We start from the raw sequence: 741 nt of genomic DNA, 5'->3' as shown, positions 1-741 counted from the left end.
CCTGCAGAGCGGGCTTTAATGCCATTGTATTGGTTGAATACCTTTTCTGCCGTTGGGCTACGCCACTGGTTACGGCTACATAGATACCCAAGCCACCTCAAAATACAGAATTCAGCGTTTCACCGGTGTTGCAAGAATGGCAGTCCCTTTTAAGAAGTAACAACGATGAGAGTAAGTGCCTGTGAAGCGCCCAAAGGGTTGGTTTAAAAGCGATTTATACTGCGTTATTGATCTTAACAATAGAACCACTATTACTTGCAATCAATGCCTTGCCTAAATCGCTTTTAATTCCAACTGAAACTCGCATCTTGAGGCGGTTTGGGTATCAACAGTTTTCCATGTTATTTGCTAACCTTTTCCTTTGTGAGTCTGGCTAAATTCAGGGCCCTTAAACGTACGAATCGGATTACCCCGTTGTAGCTCATTGTGTTGTTGCCACCGCGACTTTTGCTGCTGGCTAGCAGCCTGCTGAGCTTGTTCTGCCAGTTTTTGCATTAGCAATACTCGAGCTAACCGCTTATTCGCATGCTGACTTCTTTCACTCTCTACGCGAACAGCAATTCCTGTCGCAACATGGGTAGCACGAACAGCTGAATCAGTGGTGTTTACATGTTGGCCTCCCGCGCCACTTGCGCGGCATTGCTGAAAGCGGATCTCGCTATCAACAGTTTGCTCAGCTATTTCAAATAGTTGACCGCCAAAATACCAGTTTTTACGCTTATGCCTTGCTCTGAATGGGCT

Annotated in this window: 1 protein-coding gene; it reads right to left on the bottom strand. The window is 46.0% G+C overall.

The genetic code is table 11. The annotated features are described in order from the left end of the window. Window positions 1-348: 348 nt before the first annotated feature. Window positions 349-741: peptide chain release factor H (prfH, locus tag E0L37_RS21195; RefSeq protein ID WP_133493623.1), on the bottom strand; the 393-nt coding region annotated here is incomplete at its 5' end.

This window comes from Alcanivorax sp. 24 (assembly GCF_004360225.1).
GTDB classification, from domain to species: Bacteria; Pseudomonadota; Gammaproteobacteria; order Pseudomonadales; family Alcanivoracaceae; genus Alloalcanivorax; species Alloalcanivorax xiamenensis.
This window is presented reverse-complemented; position numbering and strand designations above follow the sequence as displayed.